This window comes from Streptomyces sp. NPDC006624 (assembly GCF_040611555.1).
Lineage (GTDB): Bacteria > Actinomycetota > Actinomycetes > Streptomycetales > Streptomycetaceae > Streptomyces.
In genome coordinates, this window is sequence record NZ_JBEXOM010000025.1 from 1 (window position 1) to 15,385 (window position 15,385).

Here is a 15,385-nt window from a genome sequence, read left to right on the forward strand (position 1 = left end):
GGCGAATCTTCCGTAGATCCCGCTGCAGCCCCAACCGCATGACGTCAATCGCCAAAGCCATCCTCACTCTGGAGCGGCAACGCTGAAGAAGCTCAGTGCTGGAAACGGCGCCCCCGCCCGGTACACGAGCGGCTGACGTGCAGCGGGCGCGCCTCCAAACGCGAGTCCCTGACCGCCCTACCGGCCACTGGCTGTCCGGCTTTTGCCCTTGCCTCGCTTGCGAAGGCGTTGCATCCGTTGCCGCTCCAACGCTGCTCGTTCCTCCGCCCGCAATCGTCTCCAACGCCATAGCGGCCAGGCCACGGCGCAGGCGCCGAGGAAGTAGGCGAGCAGTGCGCTGCTCGTTCCGGGGATGTAGGCACAGCCTGCAGAGTGACAATTTTTCCCGGGCAGGCCACTCAGCAAGAGGAAGAGCGGGCCGAAAGCGGTGAGGCAACAAAACGTCACAGTCACCGCTCGCAGTCCGCGCAATGACCGGGTTTCGCCTGGGGCACCGGACGCACCACGTAGTCCACCAGCCACCCCGAGCACGGTGATCGCCCCGAGGACGCCTCCAGCTGTCCACGGTCCACCGGGCAAGTCGACCAGCGCTGGGACCGTTTCTCGGGCGACGCGCTTTCCCAGCCCTACGAACAGCAGGATGGCGCCCATCCCGACGACCAGGCAGAGAATCACCTTGGCGATCCTCAGACTGTCCCGGAGGCCGAACCACCCCACGGCGGAGGAAGTGTCACCCCGTCGCTCCACCAGTCGTCCCTTCCTCAACCCAAGTTGTCACGCACTCGCTGCGGCATCAGGTCCAGTGCAACGTATCCGCCACGGCGTCGAAGAGTCCCACCATGCGTCGCGCCAGCGGGTCCAATGGCGTGGAGAACGCAAGGATCAGCCACTCTTCAGTCGCCGGCACTGGGACGTAGAACTTGACGGTGGTCGTGGGAAGTTTGTTCCCCAGCTGGGTCTGCGGATCAGCCGGTTCGGAGCGAACCTCCCGTACCGCCCTTCCTGCGGCGGAGAGTTTGACCACGGTCGTCTCCGTGCCCCGTCGGCCGAGCACCTCTGCGAGCGTATGCACATCCCGGGAAGGCGGCATCGTGCCGGGCATGGGGAAGCTGACCAGAAGCGAAGAGGAAAGCGGTAGCGGACCCACCCTCAGGGTCGAGAGGTACAGCTCGATACCTCCGGCCTGATAAGCGTCCTTTGCCGTCTTCTGCAACTCGCGCATCATCTGCTCTTTGAGCAGAGGGGCATTGTCGATTCCGTGGAACTGCTGGTCTGCCAGGGCAATGATGCTGCGGTCGCGGTCTTCCGGGCCGAGCAACAGCTTGAACCAGCCGTCAGGGACGATCAGGTTGTAGTCCGTCGGGGGTGTAGTGGCGGACTCGACAATCCACTGCTCAGGCATCAGGCGTCCCGTCAGCGATCGGATTGCCCTCCGCGTCAAGTGGCACGAACCGCAGCGTGGGCATCAACGCATCCATCTCTGCGCTGAGTTGATCGCTGTGCTCGATCGCCCGCCAGTTCATCGTCGCCAGGAGCACATCCGAGGTCTCAGGGACCAGCAGAGCGTACGAGACGGCCTCCGAGAGCCTCTTCCCGAAGCCCAACAAGCCCTTGGACTGATACATGGCCTGCAGCCGTACGGCCGTCCCCGCCGGCAGGTCAACCCTGCTCACCTGAGGCTCTGAGGCGATCTCCTTATGGCCACGCAACATGTGCTCGATCTCAGCGAGGGTGAGGACGACGTCGTCCTCACCGAAGATCTGAACGTCGAAGGTGGCATAGTGCGCTCCGCCCAACGCGAAGAACACGGCCGCGAGAACAGCTTGGTTCTTTTCGGCGGCATGTGCAAGCTGGATCAAGTCTTTTTCGATGGACTCCTTCGAGGCCACGAGGTCCATGGGGTTGAAGGACTGCACAACGTCCCGTGCCCAGGTCGCCTTGTCATCGGCGTTGAGCCCCGTACCGGCTGTCAGATCGACCCAACCGTCGCGAAATTCCAGCCGACAGGTCCAGTCATTACTGTCAACCGTCATATGTTTCTCCTAGAGCGCCGGTCGAGTATTCTCGTCGAGGTAAATATTGCCACCGGTTACCACATATCCGATGCCGGTCAGAACGTTGACCGTTGTTTTGACGCCGTTCAATCCAGGGATGTCGGGGAAGTTGGCGGCCAATGGTTTGATCGACTTCAGGCTGGCGGCAACTTCGGCGTCCACGAGAGACACCGACTTCGCCACACCTCCGTTCGCGGAGATGGCTTCCTTCGCACCCCGCCAACTGTTCACATTAAACACCGTTTTCGCGTTATCCGCGAACCCCTTCCAGCCCGCCTTCGTTACCAGCTCGGCAAACGGGCTGGTCATCGTCTTGCCAAGCTCCTTCGGTGTCATCGAGAGCACCTTCGTAAAGCCCTGAGAGCCGAGCCTGTTCAGCTTCTGACGGTCACGCTTGAAGGCCTTACCCATGCCCGGCCTCTTACTTGACTTCATTCTACTGAGCCGCTTTAGTACAGTTCCGGCATATTTTCCGGCGAGCTTGGAGAAAGCTTTCCCGACTCCGATCATCAAGAAGCCAAGCGCCGCCTCACCCAAGTCCATGAGATCGGCGTTTCCACGCATATACAAAATGGCAGTACAGATAAATCCAACCAACGACATGACCAGAGCGATGGTGCCAAGGATGCCGGCCAGTGCCTGTCCGATCACCGGGATCCAGCCGACCATCAACGACAGCACTCCGCAAACGGTGGCGATGAGGCCGGTGATGTCCGCGATGTCGTCGAGAAGGCTGTCCCAGAACCCGTCCTTCAGAGCATCGTCGGAGATGACCTCGTCGATCGCGTCGCACGCTCGCTTGGCCGCGGCATCACGGATGCGCCTTGCCTCTTCGATCTTCTCCTTGGCGGCCTTGATCACATCCTCGGCTGCCTGCTGCTTGTCCTCGAGTTCCTTCTTCCTCGAGTCGTCTCCCTCATCGGCGAGCTTCGTCCCCGCGGCTCGTTTGTCATCTTCCGCCGACTGGGCTTCCTTGAGGGCCTGGTCAGCAATCTGCTGCGCCCGGTTCAGGTCCGACGCATAGTCCTTTGCCGAGGCGTGGGCCTTGTCGGCATAGCCCCCGCCCACCTCCACCACTTGGTCCCCAAGTGCTGTCGCTGCCGTGGCGTAGCGCTTCCGTGCGGCTTCCAGCTTTCCCGTGGACCCTTCCGCCCGCTTGCGGAATTCCCGGCCTGCGTCACTGTCCCATGAGTCAATCTCAGATATCGCCCTGAGATTCTTTACCTGACGCTCGAGTTCTTCGGCGGTCTTTTTGAGCTTCTTCCCAAGACTCGCCACCCTGTCCGGATCTCCCGGAACGGGATCGAACCAACACAGCGGTGACCAATCACGAGGTCGTCCCCCCACAGCGACTCACTTACCCTTCTTGCCGGAGTCTTGGGCGTCTCGGATCGCCTTGGCCAGTTCGTGATCCATTTTGCTGTACGTTTTCGCCGCAGCCAGCGCATACTCCGATAGGAACTTAAGCTCTTCCTGAAGCTTGTCCCGGTTTAGGTTCCAGTTCGACTCAAAGTCCTCGAATTTTTCGGACAGGTCGTCGTGGCCAAAGTCTTCTCCGTAGGATTCCACAATGTCAGGCAGGCCTTCGAATGCCTTGTGAATCCGTCCGAGACCCTTACCCATCTCCCGGATGACCTCAAGATCGTCGATCCGTACGCGGTCAGCCATGAGCCGCCACAAACATGTTCATGTTCACCGTGATCCCCCGATAGCGCGGCTCACCGCACTCAGTAACGAAGTGTCCGAACTTTACTGACCCATGGATCGCCTACTAATCGACGGACGAGCCGAGAGAGGCATGCACGGCCCACCTCAGGATGACACCCTCAGCAGACGCGCCATGGTCAGCGAGCCGCGGTGCGGCAAGGCGCCCCGCACCCCGCCGCACCGCCCGCGACCCTCAGCAGAAGGCTACTTACGAGCCTGCTTGGCCAGTTCCTCGTCGATCTGCTCGAACTTGTCCGCCGCCATGGTCAGGTAGTCACCCATGCCGTCGAGCCCGTCCAGCGTCGTCTTCGTGCCCTGCACGAAGTCGTCGAAGTTCTCGTCGAACGCCTTCGACGAGGACTTCGTGACATAGCCGGACTGCACGAGGTTGTTGATGTACTTGCGGAGACCGTCGAGCCTCTCCTGGAGCTTTTCCTTCTCCTTCACGACATGCTTGGCAGCTTCCCGCATGTCCTGATATGTGATGTCAAGGTCCTTGGCCATGAAGCCGCTCCCTTTCGCAACGCCGCAGGGCCAACCCCCGTGGCTCCCTGTTCGCGAACTCACCGGCCCCCAGGCCGAGTTGCCGGTCGCAGCCGGCAACCGGTGTGATCGTCCGCTCTTGCGTCAGCAGCTTACGGGTGTGACCTGTGGTGCCACATCCCCGGCTTGTGAACGAGCGGTCATGAAAGCGTGCACGACATTGCCATAGGGAACATCCCGGCACCTCCCCACTGCCCCGCCGCCCCGCGGAACGGATATCGTCCTTACGGCTGTGACCAGCGTGACGGAAGCCGACGGCAGCGAGAGCAGCGACAGCAGCGACAGCGCCACGCACGCGCAGCGGACGCAGCATCAGACACCACAGCGGCCACACCGGCCCAGTGGCACGGGGAGGACAAGTCGTGCGCCTGACTCTGACCGTCGTCGACCCGTACGGCGGTGCCGCCGCCGACGTCGTGCTCGATGCCGATCCTGAGTCCACCGTGGGGGACATCGCCCAGGAGCTGGCCAAGCAGGTCGGGCACAGCGGGGCTCAGGTCATCCCGCTCGGGCAGCACCGGCACGCGCCGGCCAACAACGCGCCCCTGGTCTACGTGGACGGGTACGCCGTCGATCCCCAGGCCACCGTCGTCGGCTCGCCCTTGCGCGAGGGCGCCGTCGTCAGTCTGCAGGATCCGTCCGGGTGCCTGCCCGGTGAGCCGACCGGGCTCGTCGAGCTGCGCGTCGTCGGCGGGCCCGCCGCCGGGTTCGTGCACCGGCTCGGTGTCGGGCGCTACGACATCGGCAGCGGGCCGGCGTCGTACGTGCGGATCGACGATCCCGAGGTCGACGCCCGGGCCCTCACCCTTTCCGTCGCCACCGACGGCACCTGCAGCGTCGCCGTCCACACGGACCCGCAGCACGTCACCCTCGACGGCAAGTCCCTGGCGGAGCAGGGCGAAGAGGACCCCGAGGACCAGGGCAGGAAGAAGAAGGGGAAGAAGCAGGGCAAGACGAAGGGCAAGAAGAAGAGCGACGGTGCGGGGGCGAAGAAGGACGGGCCCGACGAGTGGCCCCTCGGGGCTCAGATCGCCGTCGGCAACACCCTGCTCGAACTCACCCGTTACACCCCGCCCAACGCCGCCCTGAAGTGGTCCGACGACGGCGTCGGGCTGGACTACAACCGTCCCCCGCGGCTGCGTCCGCCGGAGCGGCAGACCACCTTCCGGCTGCCGTCGGCGCCCCGCGAGTACGAAGCCCGGCCGCTGCCCTGGCTGATGGCGCTCACCCCGCTCGTCGGCGCCGTCGTGTCGGTGATGATCTTCCAGCGCTGGTACTACCTGATCATGGCCGCGCTGAGCCCGGTGCTGCTCTTCGCGAACTACTACAACGACAAGAAGCACGGCCGTAAGTCCCACGCCAAGCAGGTCAAGGAGTACGAGGAGCAGAAGGAGCGGATCGAGAAGGACGCGCAGGACGCGCTGGTCACCGAGCGGAACGACCGGCGGCACGCCATACCCGACCCGGCGACCGTGCTCGCCCTGGGCACCGGGCCGCGCACCCGGTTGTGGGAGCGGCGGCGCACCGACCGCGATCATCTTCTGCTCCGCTTCGGCACGGGCCGGCTGCCCTCCGAGGTCGTGCTCGACGACCCCGAGCAGGACGACCACCGCCGCCAGGTGACCTGGAAGATCGAGGACGCGCCGGTCGCCCTGCACCTGCGCACCCTCGGCGTCATCGGCGTGGCCGGTCCCGATGATTCCGCCCGGGCGCTGGGGCGTTGGGCGGTGGCGCAGACCGCGGCGCTGCACAGCCCGATGGACGTGCAGTTCTACGTGCTGAGCGAGAACGCCGCGCAGGAGTCCTGGGACTGGGTGCGCTGGCTGCCGCACGCCCGGCCGTCGAGCGGGCAGGACGTCAACGCGCTCATCGGGACGGACGCCGAGACCGTCGGTGCCCGCATCGGCGAGCTGACGCAGATCCTCGACGCCCGCAAGAAGGCCGCCGAGCAGAACAGGTCGCAGGCCGGTTCCAGTTTCAGCGATCCCGACATCGTCGTGGTGTGGGACGGGTCGCGGCGGCTGCGCTCCCTGCCCGGTGTCGTACGGCTGCTGCGCGAGGGGCCGTCCGTGTCGATGTTCGCCCTGTGCCTGGACGCGGAGGAGCGGTTCCTGCCGGGCGAGTGCCAGGCGTTCGTCGTGGCCGAGCCGAAGGCCGTGGAGTACGAGCCCGACCGGCAGGTCGAGCAGCAGCAGGCACAGCAGGTGGCCGGGGGGTTCCCCTCGTTCCAGGCCTGGCACACCACCGCGCACCAGCCCGAACAGGGCGCACGTGTCGAGCGGTTGCGGCTGCGGGTCGAGGAGGCCGGTGCGGAGCGGCTGAAGGACGTACGGCCCGACTTCGTCTCCCCCGCCTGGTGTCTGCGGCTGGCGCGGTCGCTGTCGCCGCTGCGGGACATCAGCGGCGAGACCGAGGACTCGGCGCTGCCGGGCTCCAGCCGGCTGCTGGACGTGCTGCAGATGGAGCCGCCGACGAGCGACGCGATCGTGGCGCGCTGGCGGATGGGCGGGCAGTCGACGCTCGCCGTCATCGGCGAGTCCTACGACGGGCCGTTCGGCATCGACATCCGCAAGGACGGGCCGCACGGTCTGATCGCCGGTACGACGGGTTCCGGCAAGTCGGAGCTGCTGCAGACCATCGTGGCGGCGCTGGCCGTGGCGAACACGCCCGAGAACATGACGTTCGTGCTGGTCGACTACAAGGGTGGCGCGGCGTTCAAGGACTGTGTGCATCTGCCGCACACCGTCGGCATGGTGACCGACCTCGACGCGCACCTGGTGGAGCGGGCGCTGGAGTCGCTCGGTGCCGAGCTGCACCGGCGCGAGCACATCCTGGCGGCCGCCGACGCCAAGGACATCGAGGACTACCAGGACCTGGTGCGCCGCGACCCGTCGCACCCGCCGGTGCCGCGGCTGCTCATCGTCATCGACGAGTTCGCCTCGATGGTGCGTGACCTGCCCGACTTCGTCACGGGGCTGGTGAACATCGCCCAGCGAGGACGCTCCCTCGGTATCCATCTGCTGCTGGCGACGCAGCGGCCGTCCGGTGTCGTCTCCCCCGAGATCCGCGCCAACACCAACCTGCGCATCGCGCTGCGGGTGACGGACGGCGGCGAGTCCACCGACGTCATCGACTCGCCCGAGGCCGGGCACATCTCCAAGAACACCCCGGGCCGTGCGTACGCCCGGCTCGGGCACTCCTCGCTGGTCCCCTTCCAGTCGGGACGCGTCGGTGGACGCCGGCCCGGCGCGGCGGACCCGGCCGTCCTCATGCCCTGGGTGGGGCCGCTGACCTGGGAGGACCTGGGCCGGGCCGCGCTGGTCAAGCCGAAGGCGGAGGCGCGGGAGGACGAGGAGATCACCGACCTGAAGGTCCTCGTCGACACGATCCGCGACGCCAACCGCTCGCTGGGCATCCCGCCGCAGCACAGCCCGTGGCTGCCGGCCCTCGACGAGACGCTGCTGCTGGACGAGATCGAGACGCCCGCGTTCGCCGGTGGCCCCGGCAAGCTGCCGCCGGCCCCGTACGGCATCGAGGACCTGCCCGCGAGCCAGTCCCGCCGCCCGGTCGTGGTGGACTTCTCGTCCTTCGGCCACCTGATGATCGGCGGCGCCCCGCGCAGCGGCCGCTCCCAGGTGCTGCGCACGCTGGCGGGCTCGATCGCCCGTACGCACTCCGTCGCGGACGTGCACCTGTACGGCATCGACTGCGGCAACGGCGCGCTCAACGCCCTGACGCGGCTGCCGCACTGCGGCGCGGTCGTCGGCCGCAACCAGACCGAGCGGGTCGTCCGGCTGGTGAACCGGCTCAAGGGCGAGATGGGCCGCCGCCAGGACCTGCTGTCGGAGAAGGGCTTCGCGGACATCGGCGAGCAGCGGGCCTCGGTGTCCGAGGACGAGCGGCTGCCGCACATCGTCGTGCTGCTGGACCGCTGGGAGGGCTGGGTGCCGACCCTCGGCGAGATCGACCACGGCTCGCTCACGGACGAGCTGCAGACGACGATGCGCGAGGGCGCGAGCGTCGGCATCCATCTGGTGCTCACCGGCGACCGGACCCTGCTGGTCGGCCGGATCGCCACCCTCACCGAGGACAAGTACGGTCTGCGCCTGGCCGACCGCAGCGACTTCTCCGCGCTCGGCATCCCGGTCCGCAAGGTGCCCGAGGAGATCCCGCCGGGCCGCGCGTTCCGCAACGAGTTCGGCACGGAGACGCAGTTCGCGCTGCTCGCCGAGGACACGAGCGGTCAGGGCCAGGCGGCGGCGCTCGCCGCGATCGGTGAGGCGGCCACGGCACGCGACGCCGAGGTGCCGCGCTCGCGCCGTCCGTTCCGCGTCGACAGCCTCCCCAGCCGCATCGCCTTCCCGGAGGCCTGGGAGATGCGCGACCCGGAGGGGTCGCGCTCCCGGCTGTGGGGTCTGGCCGGGATCGGCGGCGACGAGATCGTCGGCTTCGGGCCCGATCTCGCCCAGGGCGTACCGGCGTTCGTCATCGCGGGCCCGGCCAAGTCGGGCCGTTCGACGGTCCTGCTGAACTTCGCCCACTCCTTCCTCGCCCAGGGCACGCGTCTGGTGATCGCGGCGCCGCGCCAGTCGCCGTTGCGCCAACTCGACGGCAGCGAAGGGGTGCTGAAGGTCTTCACCGGTGACGACATCGACGAGGACGAGTTCGAGGAGCTGGTCGACCAGGCGTCCCTGGAGGAGCCGATCGCGGTGCTCGTCGACGACGGCGAGATCCTGGAGGACTGCGACGCCGAGAGCCAGCTGAAGAAGCTCGTCTCCCGCGGCGCCGAGCGCGGCCTCGCCCTGGTCATCGCCGGTGACGAGGAGGACGTGTGCAGCGGCTTCTCCGGCTGGCAGGTCGAGGCGAAGAAGGCCCGCCGCGGCATCCTGCTCTCCCCGCAGGAGTCCTCCAGCGGGGACCTCATCGGCGTGCGGCTCTCCCGCAGCATGGTGGGCGGCCAGGTCGCCCCGGGCAAGGGCATGCTGCACCTCGGCGACGGGGAGCTGCGCACGGTGGTCGTGCCGGGGTGAGGTGCTGAGCGGCATTTCGGCGAGGCCCCAGCGGCGGGAGCCGCCCCCGCGGTGCGGGCGCCGGCACCGGCGCCCGCGGGTCGGCGTCCAGCACGGGCGCGGTCCAGGCGCCGCCCACCCGGCGCGCGGCCTCGACCTCGCGCCGGAACCGGGCCCGGAACTCCTCGTCCAGCGCGAAGTGCGGATGCACGATCTTCACCGCGACCGTGCGGCCGCCCGCGCTGCGGCCCAGGTGGACCCGGCCCGTGCCGCCGGAGCCCAGCCGTCCGAGCAGCCGGTAGGGCCCCACCACGGTGGGTTCGTCGACGTCGAGCGGCCGCATGGCGTCACCCCTCCCCCGTGCGCGGGCGGCGCCCCCCTGGGCCCCCGTACGCCCGCGTGCATCAGCACGGTAGTGCCGTGGCACCGCCCGGCTCACGGCTGGAGCAGTTCCACCTTCACGTCCGCCGGGAAGCCGGTCGTCGGGCCGACGCGCCGGGCGAACTCGGCGACCGCGGCCAGCTGCGGGCCGCCGAAGCGGAAGTCGAGGGTGGTGAAGTACTGCGCGAGGGTCGCCTCGTCGAAGGCCTCCCAGCGGGCGGCCTGCTCGGCGACCTTGTCGACCTCCTCCAGGGAGAGGTTGCGGGAGTCCAGGAACGCCTCGTGGACCCGGCGCGTGATGACCGGCTCGCGCTCCAGGTAGTCGCGGCGGGCCGCCCAGACCGCGAAGACGAACGGCAGCCCCGTCCACTCCTTCCACAGCGCGCCCAGGTCGTGCACCTCCAGGCCGAAGCGCGGACCGTCGAGCATGTTGGCGCGCAGGGCGGCGTCGCCGATGAGGACGGCGGCCTCGGCCTCCCGCATCATCAGGCTGAGGTCGGGCGGGCAGGTGTAGTAGTCGGGCTGGACGCCGTGGCGCTCGGCGAGGAGCAGCTGGGCGAGACGGACGGAGGTGCGGGAGGTCGAGCCGAGGGCGACGCGGGCGCCGTCCAGCTGTTCGAGCGGGACCTGCGAGACGATCACGCAGGACATCACCGGACCGTCGCAGCCGACGGCGATGTCGGGGAAGGCGACCAGCTCGTCGGCGTGCTTGAGGAACTCGACCAGGGTGATCGGACCGATGTCGAGATCGCCCTGCACCAGCTTCTCGCTGAGCTTCTCCGGGGTGTCCTTGGTGAGCTCGAAGTCGAGGAGCGTGCCTGTTCTCGCGAGTCCCCAGTACAGGGGCAGGCAGTTCAGGAACTGGATGTGGCCGACACGCGGCCGGGTGCGAGGATTGTCCACATCGTGAGGCTAGCCCTCACGGCCCACCGGCCCGCGCCCGGCCCCGCCGTCGCGGTGCCGGCCCTCGCTCACGCGTTCACCGCCAGTCGGCGGTGGAGGTTCAAACATTCGGGTGACGTGATCTTGACCCCTATTGCTTTCCGGTGCCCGCGTGCTAGGCTCGTCGCAAGTTGCAGTTTGGTTTCCCTTGCAGTACAGAGCCTGCGGAGCATGTGACCGCGGGCTCTCGTCATTCTCAGACATAGGCACTTGTGCGGAATTCATCTTCACACTTGCTGGTTCTGGAGCAGGGCAACCCTTTTTGAGCCCAAGGAGGGCTTATGGCTACCGGAACCGTTAAGTGGTTCAACGCCGAAAAGGGCTTTGGTTTCATCGCCCAGGAGGGCGGCGGCCCCGACGTCTTCGTCCACTACTCCGCGATCAACGCGACCGGATTCCGGTCCCTCGAGGAGAACCAGCAGGTGTCTTTCGACGTCACGCAGGGTCCGAAGGGCCCGCAGGCTGAGAACGTCACGCCGGTCTGATCAGCAGTACCCAAGGAGCCCCGCGCCGTCAGGCGGCGGGGCTCCTGCCTTTTCCCGCCCGGGTTCCGGGGCGGTCTCGGTGAATTTCCGGCGAATTCTTCCACCGGTGGCGGTTTCGGGAGAATGACGGCCTGGGCGAGGCCGAAGAGAACGTCCGGGCCGCCACCGGCAACCGGCTCACGACCGGCCTGTCGATAGGCCTCTCCCCCGGGTACGGCGACCACCATCCCTCTCGCCTCAACGGCTTTCGACGGCATAGGGACGGGCCCGGCCCCGGGTAGGTGATTCGGGGGTCAGCCGCCCGCCCGCGGTTCCGGGCGCCACCCGCCCTCCAACCCCCTTGCCTCAAGTCGGCCGAAACCCACCACCCCCACAGACCACCCCAGGCACCGACCCCTACGCTCCGCCCATGACCGACGCCGACTTCCTTCGTGAGACTCGCGCCTTCTACGACACCGTCGCCGAGGACTACGCCGAGCACTTCCGGGAGCCCCGCGTGGGGACGCCGCTGGATCGGGGGGTGCTGTACGGGTTCGCCGAGCTGGTGGGGAAAGGGGGCGAGGTCGCCGACCTGGGGTGCGGGCCCGGGCGGGTGACGGCCTACCTGGCATCGCTCGGACTGTCGGTGTTCGGTCTGGATCTGTCCGCGTCGATGCTCGCCGTCGCCCGCCGCGAGCACCCCGGCCTCCGCTTCGTGCGGGGCTCGATGCAGGAGCTGGATCTTCCGGACGCCTCACTGGACGGGGTGGTGTCCTGGTACTCGACCATCCACACGCCCGAGGACCATCTGCCCGCCCTCTTCTCCGGCTTCCACCGCGTCCTGCGCCCCGGCGGCCACCTGCTGCTCGGATTCCAGGTCGGCGACGAGCCCCGCCGCCACGAGAACCCCTTCGGGCACAGCGTCGCCCTGGACTTCCTGCGGCGCCGGCCGGAGCACATGGCGGCCCTGCTGCGGACGGCCGGCTTCGTGGTGTGCGCGCGGACCGTGCGGGAGGCCGACGAGGCCACCGGCGAACCGGTGCCCCAGGCCTCCCTCGTGGCCCGCAGGCCCCGCTAGACCGGCCGCTGGACCGGCCGCGTCTGCCGCGTCGGCCGCGTCACTCCAGCCCGATGGCCTGGCAGTCCGCCTTGTACTTGGCGGTGCAGATGTCCCGCACCGTGTACACGCCGTCGGTGATCACCGTCTGCTTGATGGTGTCCCGGGTGAGGGCGACCACCGGCACGAGCATGGCCGGGATGTTCTTGTCGGTCGGGCTGTCGACGGTCTCGCGGGTCAGGGCCGCGAACTCGATCGAGCGGCCCTGGACCTTGGCCACGGCGATCTTCGCGGCGTTCGTCGCCTCCAGCAGGAAGGACTTGTAGACGGTCATGTACTGCTCGCCGGAGACGACCCGCTGTACGGCGTCCAGGTTGGCGTCCTGGCCGGTCACCGGCGGGATGCTGGTGGCGCCGGCCTCCTGGAGGGCCTCGATGACGGCGCCCGCCATGCCGTCGTTGGCGGAGTAGACGGCGGCGATGTCGTTCAGCCCGACGGCCTTGATGGCCTTGCGCATGTTCGCCTTGGCGATCGCGGGCTTCCACTCCTTGGTGTCGTACTGCTGGACGATGTCGACCTGGCCCTGCAGTTCGCTCAGGGCGCCGCTCTTGAACCGGGCCGTGTTCGGGTCGGCGGGGTCGCCGTTCATCATGACGACCTTGCTGCCCTCGGCCTTGTCGCCGAGCTCGCCGACGATCGCGCGGCCCTGCACCTGCCCGACGAGTTCGTTGTCGTGGGAGACGTACGCGTCGATCGGTCCCTCGGCGAGCCGGTCGTAGGCGATGACCGGGATGCCGGCGTCCTTGGCCTTTTGCACGTCCGGGGCGATCGCCTTGGAGTCGACCGCGTCCACCAGGATCACGTCCACCTTGTCGGCGATCATCTTCTGGAACTGCTCGCTCTGCCGGGACACGCTCGCCTCGGCGTTGGCGTAGCGGACCGTGCCCTGGTCGTCGGTGAGGGAGGCGACCTCCTGCTTGATCAGCGGGTGGTCGAACTTCTCGAAGCGCGCCGTCTCCCGGTCGGGCAGCAGCAGGCCCACCGTGATGTCGTTGCTCTTCTTCACCCCGGCGGTGTCGTCGCTCCCACCGCCGCCGCAGGCGGTGAGGGACAGGGCCGAGAACGAGACCGCCAGGGCCATGGAGACGTTCCGCACAGCGGTCCGACGGGTGTTGCGCGCTATCACGTGGTGCCTTCCGAAAGGGGAGCATCGCGGCCAGGTGGCAGAAAGCCAAAGGGTAGGCAGCGCGCGTCGTCAAGGACCAGGTGTGAAGACATCGCAAAGGCGCCTCACCGGGTGTACAGACTCTCCACTTCGGTGGCGAAGGCGCTCAGGACCGCCTCGCGGCGGAGCTTCATCGACGGGGTCAGGAAGCCCGCCTCCTCGGTGAAGTCCCCCGGCAGGACGGCGAATCGGCGGATGGACTCGGGCCGGGAGACCATCTTGTTGGCCTCGTCGACGGCGCGCTGCAGGACGGCGCGCAGTTCCTCGTCGTCGACGAGGAGGGTGGGCGGGACGGGGTGTTTGCCGTTCATGCGGCGCCAGTGCGTGACGCCGTCCTCGTCGAGGGTGAGCAGGGCGGTGACGTAGGGGCGGCCGTCGCCCAGGACGATGCACTGGGAGATCAGCGGGTGGGAGCGCAGCCAGTTCTCCAGGGGGGCCGGGGCGACGCTCTTGCCGCCCGCGGTGATCAGGAGCTCCTTCTTGCGGCCGGTGATCGTCAGATAGCCCTCGTCGTCGAGTGCGCCGAGGTCGCCGGTGGCGAGCCAGCCGTCGGGCGCGGCGGGTACGACACCGCCGGCCTGGGGGTCCCAGTAGCCGCGCAGCACGTGGTCGCCGCCGACGAGGATCTCGCCGTCGGCGGCGATGCGGACGCGGGTGCCGGGCAGCGGCCAGCCGACCGTGCCCAGGCGGGGTTTGAGGGGCGGGGTGACGGTGGTGGCGCCGGTGGTCTCGGTGAGGCCGTAGCCCTCGAAGATCTCGATGCCGGCCCCGGCGTAGAACGCGGCCAGGCGGCGGCCCAGCGGTGAGCCGCCGCAGATCGCGTAGCGGACCCGGCCGCCCATGGCGTTGCGGATACGGCGGTAGACCAGCGGGTCGTAGAAGGCCCGGGCGGTCTTCAGGGCGCGGGAGGGGCCGGGGCCGCGGCCGGTCTGCCGGGCCTCGACGGCCTCCCCGTAGCGCTGGGCCACGGACGCCGCGCGGTCGAACGACGTGACCCGGCCGCTCGCCTCGGCCTTGGCGCGGGCCGAGTTGAAGACCTTCTCCAGCATGTACGGGATGGCCAGCAGGCAGGTCGGCCGGAAGCTCGCCAGGTCCGGGAGGAGGTGTTTCGCCTTGATGCTGGGCGAGTGGCCCAGCCGTACCCGCGCGCGGACGCAGGCGATCGCGACCATGCGCCCGAACACGTGGGACATCGGCAGGAAGAGCAGGACCGAGGCCTCGTCGCTGGTCCTCGACTTGAAGACCGGGTAGAGCAGTTCGATGGCGTTGTCGACCTCGGCGAAGAAGTTGCCGTGGGTGAGGGCGCAGCCCTTGGGGCGGCCGGTGGTGCCGGAGGTGTAGATGAGGGTGGCGAGGGTGTCGGGGCCGAGCATGCCGCGCCGGACCTCGACCTCCGGGTCGCCCAGGTGCGCCCCGGCCTCCGCGAGCCGGTCGACGTGGCCCTTCTCCACGACCCACAGGTGCCGCAGGTCGGGCAGCCGGCCGCGTTCCGGGCCGAGGGCGGCGGCCTGTGCGGCCGTCTCCGTGATCAGGGCGACCGCGCCGGAGTCCTGGAGGATCCAGCGGGCCTGGAAGACGGAGGACGTGGGGTAGACGGGGACGGTGACCAGGCCGGCCGCCCAGGCCGCGAAGTCCAGGACCGTCCACTCGTAGATCGTGCGGGCCATCACCGCGATCCGGTCGCCCGGCACCAGCCCTTCGGCGATCAGGCCCTTGGCCACGGCCAGCACCTGGTCGGCGAACTGCGCCGCCGTGACGTCGCTCCAGCGCCCGTCCGCGTCCTTGCGGCTGAGCGCGACGGCGTCCGGGGACGCGCTCGCGTTGTCGAAGGGCAGGTCGGCGAGCGACCCGTGCGTCCACGGCGGTGCCAGCGGCGGCACGGACACCTCCCGCACCGCCCCGTCGAGCCGCCGGATGCCGGGTTCGACCAGGACCGGCCCGCCGTACAGGTCGCCGTACGCGTCGTCGTAGGCGGAGGAGGGATGGGCAGTGGACACGGGCGG

Annotated in this window: 11 protein-coding genes and 2 pseudogenes; 4 read left to right on the top strand and 9 right to left on the bottom strand. The window is 68.5% G+C overall.

The window, feature by feature from the left end; translation table 11 throughout:
* Positions 1-86: pseudogene (locus ABZY20_RS32265) on the top strand (IS5/IS1182 family transposase); the annotation flags it as partial.
* A 707-nt stretch (positions 87-793) separates the two neighbouring features.
* Here ABZY20_RS32265 and ABZY20_RS32270 read toward each other — a convergent pair.
* The 5 genes from ABZY20_RS32270 to ABZY20_RS32290 all read right to left on the bottom strand — a co-directional run bounded on the left by ABZY20_RS32270 (position 794) and on the right by ABZY20_RS32290 (position 4,265).
* Positions 794-1,402 (bottom strand): hypothetical protein, encoded by a 609-nt coding sequence (locus tag ABZY20_RS32270; RefSeq protein WP_356446254.1) that lies wholly within the window; start codon positions 1,400-1,402, stop codon positions 794-796.
* Positions 1,395-2,033, bottom strand: coding sequence for a hypothetical protein (locus ABZY20_RS32275; protein WP_356446256.1), 639 nt, complete (start codon positions 2,031-2,033; stop codon positions 1,395-1,397). Before ABZY20_RS32275 ends, ABZY20_RS32270 begins: the two co-directional genes overlap by 8 nt.
* A 9-nt stretch (positions 2,034-2,042) precedes the next feature.
* Complete coding sequence (locus ABZY20_RS32280) at positions 2,043-3,401, bottom strand: putative T7SS-secreted protein (protein WP_356446258.1); 1,359 nt, start codon at positions 3,399-3,401, stop codon at positions 2,043-2,045.
* Positions 3,402-3,407: 6 nt separating this feature from the next.
* Positions 3,408-3,722: a hypothetical protein gene (locus ABZY20_RS32285; protein WP_356446260.1), complete on the bottom strand. Its 315-nt coding sequence runs from the start codon at positions 3,720-3,722 to the stop codon at positions 3,408-3,410.
* A 243-nt stretch (positions 3,723-3,965) separates the two neighbouring features.
* Positions 3,966-4,265 carry a WXG100 family type VII secretion target gene (locus ABZY20_RS32290; protein WP_356446262.1) on the bottom strand — a complete coding sequence of 100 codons (300 nt, stop codon included), beginning with the start codon at positions 4,263-4,265 and terminating at the stop codon, positions 3,966-3,968.
* 401 nt (positions 4,266-4,666) lie between these two features.
* On the opposite strand from ABZY20_RS32290, the gene ABZY20_RS32295 reads away from it, so the two are divergent.
* The gene (locus tag ABZY20_RS32295) at positions 4,667-9,334 is read left to right on the top strand and encodes an FtsK/SpoIIIE domain-containing protein (RefSeq protein WP_356446264.1); all 4,668 of its coding nucleotides are present in this window, start codon (positions 4,667-4,669) and stop codon (positions 9,332-9,334) included.
* 76 nt (positions 9,335-9,410) lie between these two features.
* On the opposite strand, the pseudogene ABZY20_RS32300 reads toward ABZY20_RS32295, so the two are convergent.
* Together ABZY20_RS32300 and ABZY20_RS32305 are read right to left on the bottom strand one after the other, a co-directional pair.
* Positions 9,411-9,656, bottom strand: a pseudogene (locus ABZY20_RS32300) (serine/threonine protein kinase); the annotation flags it as partial.
* Between the two features lie 92 nt (positions 9,657-9,748).
* Positions 9,749-10,597, bottom strand: coding sequence for a menaquinone biosynthesis protein (locus ABZY20_RS32305; RefSeq protein WP_356446266.1), 849 nt, complete (start codon positions 10,595-10,597; stop codon positions 9,749-9,751).
* A 320-nt stretch (positions 10,598-10,917) separates the two neighbouring features.
* Here ABZY20_RS32305 and ABZY20_RS32310 point away from each other — a divergent pair, with 320 nt between their 5' ends.
* Both ABZY20_RS32310 and ABZY20_RS32315 read left to right on the top strand, forming a co-directional pair.
* Complete coding sequence (locus ABZY20_RS32310) at positions 10,918-11,121, top strand: cold-shock protein (protein ID WP_004984723.1); 204 nt, start codon at positions 10,918-10,920, stop codon at positions 11,119-11,121.
* A gap of 409 nt (positions 11,122-11,530) precedes the next feature.
* Positions 11,531-12,178, top strand: a complete 648-nt coding sequence (locus ABZY20_RS32315; RefSeq protein ID WP_356446267.1) for a methyltransferase domain-containing protein — start codon at positions 11,531-11,533, stop codon at positions 12,176-12,178.
* 40 nt (positions 12,179-12,218) lie between these two features.
* Here ABZY20_RS32315 and ABZY20_RS32320 read toward each other — a convergent pair whose 3' ends face one another.
* Together ABZY20_RS32320 and ABZY20_RS32325 are read right to left on the bottom strand one after the other, a co-directional pair.
* Positions 12,219-13,298, bottom strand: coding sequence for a substrate-binding domain-containing protein (locus ABZY20_RS32320; RefSeq protein WP_356446269.1), 1,080 nt, complete (start codon positions 13,296-13,298; stop codon positions 12,219-12,221).
* Between the two features lie 149 nt (positions 13,299-13,447).
* On the bottom strand, positions 13,448-15,379 hold the full coding sequence (locus ABZY20_RS32325) for an AMP-binding protein (RefSeq protein ID WP_356446271.1): 1,932 nt from the start codon (positions 15,377-15,379) through the stop codon (positions 13,448-13,450).
* Positions 15,380-15,385: the final 6 nt, after the last annotated feature.

Bases quoted from the DNA above. Each gene is read 5' to 3' on its own strand.
- ABZY20_RS32270 (WP_356446254.1), bottom strand. From the start codon at position 1,402: ATGCCTGAGCAGTGGATTGTCGAGTCCGCCACTACACCCCCGACGGAC.
- ABZY20_RS32275 (WP_356446256.1), bottom strand. From the start codon at position 2,033: ATGACGGTTGACAGTAATGACTGGACCTGTCGGCTGGAATTTCGCGAC.
- ABZY20_RS32285 (WP_356446260.1), bottom strand. From the start codon at position 3,722: ATGGCTGACCGCGTACGGATCGACGATCTTGAGGTCATCCGGGAGATG.
- ABZY20_RS32290 (WP_356446262.1), bottom strand. From the start codon at position 4,265: ATGGCCAAGGACCTTGACATCACATATCAGGACATGCGGGAAGCTGCC.
- ABZY20_RS32310 (WP_004984723.1), top strand. From the start codon at position 10,918: ATGGCTACCGGAACCGTTAAGTGGTTCAACGCCGAAAAGGGCTTTGGT.
- ABZY20_RS32315 (WP_356446267.1), top strand. From the start codon at position 11,531: ATGACCGACGCCGACTTCCTTCGTGAGACTCGCGCCTTCTACGACACC.
- ABZY20_RS32320 (WP_356446269.1), bottom strand. From the start codon at position 13,298: ATGGCCCTGGCGGTCTCGTTCTCGGCCCTGTCCCTCACCGCCTGCGGC.